The sequence below is a fragment of the Sphingomonas sp. genome, from assembly GCF_040398505.1.
Lineage (GTDB): Bacteria > Pseudomonadota > Alphaproteobacteria > Sphingomonadales > Sphingomonadaceae > Sphingomonas.
Genome location: NZ_JBBATX010000149.1, coordinates 1 through 5270, shown reverse-complemented (window position 1 = coordinate 5270; position 5270 = coordinate 1). Strand labels below are relative to the sequence as shown.

Annotated in this window: 5 protein-coding genes; 2 read left to right on the top strand and 3 right to left on the bottom strand. The window is 63.5% G+C overall.

All coding sequences use genetic code 11. The features are described 5' to 3' along the window. The first annotated feature begins 154 nt into the window (after positions 1-154). Entirely contained in the window at positions 155-1747 is a 1593-nt protein-coding gene (gene murJ, locus ABWP09_RS13445) for a murein biosynthesis integral membrane protein MurJ (protein ID WP_353205631.1), read from the top strand. A gap of 2 nt (positions 1748-1749) precedes the next feature. Continuing rightward, positions 1750-2751, top strand: a complete 1002-nt coding sequence (gene trpS / locus ABWP09_RS13440; protein ID WP_353205630.1) for a tryptophan--tRNA ligase — start codon at positions 1750-1752, stop codon at positions 2749-2751. On the opposite strand, the gene ABWP09_RS13435 is transcribed toward trpS, so the two are convergent. From ABWP09_RS13435 to dnaA, 3 genes are read right to left on the bottom strand one after another with little or no spacing between them, the layout of a single operon-like run. After that, entirely contained in the window at positions 2748-3146 is a 399-nt protein-coding gene (locus ABWP09_RS13435; protein WP_353205629.1) for a PIN domain-containing protein, read from the bottom strand. The two genes, trpS and ABWP09_RS13435, sit on opposite strands and share 4 nt — an antisense overlap. Beyond that, positions 3136-3366, bottom strand: a complete 231-nt coding sequence (locus tag ABWP09_RS13430; RefSeq protein ID WP_353205628.1) for an AbrB/MazE/SpoVT family DNA-binding domain-containing protein — start codon at positions 3364-3366, stop codon at positions 3136-3138. The genes ABWP09_RS13435 and ABWP09_RS13430 overlap by 11 nt, the downstream gene beginning before the upstream one ends. Positions 3367-3416: 50 nt before the next feature. Further along, positions 3417-4757: a chromosomal replication initiator protein DnaA gene (gene dnaA / locus ABWP09_RS13425; RefSeq protein WP_353205632.1), complete on the bottom strand. Its 1341-nt coding sequence runs from the start codon at positions 4755-4757 to the stop codon at positions 3417-3419. Between the last annotated feature and the right edge of the window lie 513 nt (positions 4758-5270).

Sequence of the window (5270 nt, the reverse complement as noted above, 5' to 3'; positions counted from 1 at the left end):
GGACGATCGGGACGGCGTGAGCCATCCGCGAGCGATGGATGCCACCCTCCGTTCGTCCTGAGCCTGTCGAAGCCCCCCTCCCTGCCGCCGGCACGAGGATCGGTTCTTCGACAGGCTCAGGACGAACAGATGTCGGAATGCTAGAAGGCACCACATGAACCTCGTCAAATCGCTCGGCTCGGTGGGGGGCCTGACGCTGGTCAGCCGCATCCTCGCCTTGCTGCGCGATTCGCTGGCGGCGCGCTATGTCGGCGCGGGGTTCGCGTCGGATGCGTTCAATGGCGTGGCGTTCCGCCTGCCCAACATGTTCCGCGCGTTGTTTGCCGAAGGCGCATTTTCGGCCGCGTTCATCCCGATGTTCAACCGACGCGCCGCCGGGCCCGACGGCATCGCGGGCGGATACGTCTTTGCCGAACGCGCGCTGGCGGTGCTGTTGCCGGTGCTGATCGTGTTCACGGTGGCGCTGCTGCTCGCGGCTTATCCGATCACCTGGCTGCTCTCGGGCGGGTTTGCGCGGCAGAACCCGACTGAGGCGCAGTTTGCGTTCGCGGTGATGCTCTCGCGGATCACCCTCCCCTATCTCGCGCTGATTTCGCTGGCATCGCTGCTCGGCGGGATCCTCAACTCGCTCGACAAATTCTGGGTCAACGCCGCAGCCCCGATCCTGCTCAACCTCGCGATGATCGGCGGCCTGTGGTTCTTCCACGGGGCCAACGAATATGACACCGCGCGGGTGCAGGCGATTTCGGTGACAGTGGGGGGCGTTTTGCAGCTCCTCTGGCTGATCTGGGCGTGTCACCGCGCCGGGGTCGATATGCGGCTGCGGATGCCGCGGCTCGACGCGGATGTGCGCGAAATGCTGCGGCTGATCGTGCCGGCCGCCGCGGGCGCGGGCGCGGCGCAGATCAATTTGCTGATCTCGACCTCGCTTGCCGGGAGCCTGCTCGCCTCGGGCTCGATCACCTATATCTATTATGCCGACCGGCTGAACCAGCTGCCGCTCGGGCTGATCGGCATTGGCCTCGGGACGATCCTGCTGCCGACGATTTCGAAATTGCTGTCGACCGGGCAGGAAGCGGCCGCGATGGACACGCAGAATCGCGGGATCGAGCTCGCGCTGTTCCTCACCCTCCCCGCCACCGTCGCGTTCCTGATCGCGGCCGAACCGATCGTGCGCGGGCTGTTCCAATATGGCCTGTTCACGCCCGAGGATGCGCGCAAATGCGGCTGGGCGCTGAGTGCCTTTTCGATCGGGCTGCCGTCCTACGTGCTCGTCAAGGTGCTGACGCCGGGCTATTATGCGCGGGGCGATACGCGGACGCCGGTGCGCTTCGCGATGCTGTCGATTGTCGTGAATATCGTCGGCAATCTCGCCCTGATCCCGACGATCGGCCATGTCGGCCCGCCGCTTGCCACCGCGCTCGCCTCGACGGTCAACGTCGCGATGCTGTACCGCACGCTGGCCAAGCGCGGGCATTTTGTCGCGGACGCACAATTGCGGCGGCGTGTGCCGCGGCTCGCGCTGGCGGCGGTGCTGATGGGGGCGACGGTGTTCGCGTGTAAGCAATTGCTCGACCCGTATCTCGGTGGGCCACTGCTGATCCGCTATTCGGCACTGGGCGTGCTGGTCGGCGCGGGCATCGCGATCTATGTCGCCGCGTGTTTCCTGACGCGCGCGTATCGCATTGCCGATTTGAAGGCCCTGATGCGCCGGCGTGCGCCTACCCCGAAGACAGTCGAGGAATAAACATGCGAGTCGTCTCCGGCATCCAGCCCACTGGCAACCTTCACCTCGGAAATTATCTCGGGGCGATCAAGCAGTGGGTCGCCATGCAGGATGCGATGCAGGCGGGCGACGAATGCCTGTTCTTCCTGGCCGATCTGCACGCGCTGTCGCAGCCGGTCATACCCGCCGAGCTCAACGCGCATACCACCGAAATGGCCGCCACGCTGCTGGCGTGCGGGATCGACCCGGCGCGCGCGATCCTGTTCAACCAGGCGCGCGTGCCTGCACATAGCGCGCTGCACTGGATCCTTGGCGGTACCGCGCGGATGGGCTGGCTCAGCCGCATGACGCAGTGGAAGGACAAGGCCGGCAAGAAGGGCGAGAGCCAGAGCGTCGGGCTGTTCACCTACCCCGTGCTGCAAGCCGCCGACGTCTTGCTGTATCATGCGACGCACGTGCCGGTCGGCGAGGACCAGAAGCAGCATCTCGAACTGGCGCGCGACATCGCGGTCAAGTTCAACAGCGATTATGGCGACACGTTCGTCCTGCCCGAGCCGTTCATCTCAAAAGCCGCACCGCGGATCATGAGCCTGCGCGATGCCAGCGCGAAAATGTCGAAGTCCGATCCGTCGGACGCCTCGCGGATCAACCTGATCGATTCGGACGAGCTGATCGCGAGCAAATTCCGCAAGGCCAAGTCGGACGCCGACGGCCTGCCGGGTGAGATTGACGGGCTCGCCGAGCGGCCCGAGGCGAAGAATCTTGTGACGATTTATGCCGCGCTCGCGGGCAGCACGCCCGACGCGGTGCTGGCGGCGTTTGCCGGACAAGGCTTCGGCGCATTCAAGCCCGCGCTCGCCGATCTGGCGGTGGCGACGCTTTCCCCGATCCGCGAGCGGCTGACGGCGTTGCTGGGCGACCGTGCTGCGGTGAACGCAGTACTGACCGACGGTGCGGCGCGGGCCAGCGCGCTGGCGGCACCCACGCTGGCCAAGGTGCAGGCAGCGGTGGGGTTGCAGGTCTAAACGAACGGATTGAGGATCGTCAGCCGGCCGTCAATGACCAGACCGTCATGCATGTCCTCCGACCACAACGTGTCGCAATCGGTCTGAAGGGCGGCACCAATGATCGCACAATCGTAAAAGGCAAAGCGGTACCGCTCGCGAACCCACAGCGCTGTTTCATGGATTTCGACGGAGACAGGGACCGTATGCAGAGCGGAGCGAATTCCGGCGAGGAACTGCTCCAGTTGCGCCATCGTCATCCCGAATTTACGAAGTCCAACATTGGCGATTTCGTTGAGAACCTGCACGCTGATGATGCCACCGTGTGACAGCAGATCTTCGGCGCGATCCGCCTTACGGGAAGTTCCGTCAGCCAAATAGAGCGGAACATTACTGTCGAAAAAGCTACCGGGCATTGGCCTCTTCACGGTCGAACTTGAAATCGACCGGCATCATACCGCGAAATTTACGAAGACCGCGTATCGCTTCCTCGGGTGTCATCTTTCGAGCGATCCGAAGCGAACCGTCAAACTGCACGCGAACGTCGAGTTCCTGCCCCAATTCGAGCGCAAGCGCCTCGACCATCTCCTTGGGCAAACGCACTGCGAAACTATTGCCCCATTTCGATAGCTGCATGACGAGTCTCCGGATATACGAAATAGCATACCGTATATCCGGCCTGCGCGCTACCCTTCGAGCTCGCGCAACAACACGCGCACCGCAGTGTCGATCTCGCGATCCTTGTCGCGCAATTCCTCGATCCGGCGGACGGCGTGGATGACGGTCGAATGGTCGCGCCCGCCGAACTTGCGGCCGATTTCGGGGAGCGAGCGCGTCGTCAGGCGTTTGGCGAGGTACATCGCGATCTGGCGCGGGCGCGCGACCACGACGGCGCGGCGCGCCGAGACAAGGTCGACCGGCTTCAATTCGAAATGCGCCGAGACCGCCTTCTGGATCTCGTCGATCGTCACGCGACGTTCCGCGCCGCGCAGCACATCACCGAGTGTCGCCACCGCGAAGTCCAGATCGATCGGGCTCTCGGTCAGCTGCGCATAGGCGACGACGCGGTTGAGCGCGCCTTCGAGATCGCGAATATTCGCGGTGATCCGCGCGGCGAGCAGATCGAGCACCTCGGCAGGCACCGTCACGCCGGGCATGTCGGCAAGCTTGCGGGTCAGCACCGCGCGGCGCAGCGCGAGATCGGGCGTCTTGATGTCGGCGACCAGACCGCAGGACAGCCGCGAGGTGATCCGCGCTTCGACCCCGTCGAGCCCCTGCGGGCAGCGGTCGGCGGAAATGACGAGGCGCTTCCCCGCGCCCATCACTTCGTTCATCGTGTGGAAGAATTCTTCCTGCGTCGAATCCTTACCGGCGATGAATTGCAAATCATCGACCAGCAGCAGATCGGCCGACCGCAGCCGCGTCTTGAAGCTGTGCGTGTCGCGGCCTCGCAGCGCCGACACGAAATCGAACATGAACCGTTCGGCCGACATTAGCAGCACGCGCGCCTCGGGCACTGCGTCCAGATAGGCGGCACCGATCGCGTGCATCAAATGCGTCTTGCCCTGCCCCGTCCCGGAATGGAGGAACAATGGGCTGAAGCGCGGCACGCCGGGTTCGGCAAGAGCACGCGCGGCGTTGAAGGCGACGCGGTTCGAGGCATCGACGACGAAGCGATCGAAGGTGAAGCGCACATCGAGCGGCGGACGATCGGCGATCGTCACGACGGCAGCGGGTTCCGCGGGTGCGGGAAGCGATTCGACCGTCAGCACCGGTGGCGACGCCGCAGCGAGCCCGGTCTCGATCGTCACGCTGTGGACATTGGGTAACTGGGCGCGAAATTCCTGCAACAGGCGGTCGGCATAATGGTTGCGGACCCAGTTGGTCATGAACGCCGAGGGCAAAGTGAGCCGCACAGCACCCTGCTCTGGCGACGATGCCAGCGCCATTGGCTTAAGCCACTGATCGAACAGCCGCGCTCCGGCGGATTCGCGAAGATGCGCCCGCACGGTGCCCCATGCGCGCATGACGGTTTCGTCCTGCGAACCGTCGATCCGGCTCGCGCTGATGCGATTGGCGATCGTGACTGCCTCCCCTTCATTCCACACGCCGACACCAAACCCTTGCTTTAAAAGGCGTTTCGTTTGCGAAACGCAACGACAGAAATGCACACGGCGCCCCGCAGCCGGAATCACGGTCCGTCTGACCTCGCCATTCGAAATGAGCCGCTAGACGATCGTCTGTGCGGCGGAGGGACAGTTATGAAGATCGCAGCGAGTCGGGCAAGAGCCATGGCTGTCAGATTTTTGAAATAATCCGGTTGACTCGCATTTGCGCGCGGATTCACGTTAAAAAACTTATAAAGCCCTGTAACTACATGATAATCATCGTTACACTTTCGTGAACTTTATGCGAATCGCGGGGAATCCGCGACTTTACACAAACTCTGCAAAAACGGGTTCGCAGAACGTTCCGAGACCGACCGGAGATCGTGTCCCATCGCGTGGTGTAGCTTCGTCGATGCGGGCACGACGATCTCC

Coding starts and splice junctions, on each gene's coding strand:
- ABWP09_RS13435 (WP_353205629.1), bottom strand. CDS start 3,146: ATGCCCGGTAGCTTTTTCGACAGTAATGTTCCGCTCTATTTGGCTGAC.
- dnaA (WP_353205632.1), bottom strand. CDS start 4,757: ATGCGCGCATGGGGCACCGTGCGGGCGCATCTTCGCGAATCCGCCGGA.
- murJ (WP_353205631.1), top strand. CDS start 155: ATGAACCTCGTCAAATCGCTCGGCTCGGTGGGGGGCCTGACGCTGGTC.
- trpS (WP_353205630.1), top strand. CDS start 1,750: ATGCGAGTCGTCTCCGGCATCCAGCCCACTGGCAACCTTCACCTCGGA.
- ABWP09_RS13430 (WP_353205628.1), bottom strand. CDS start 3,366: ATGCAGCTATCGAAATGGGGCAATAGTTTCGCAGTGCGTTTGCCCAAG.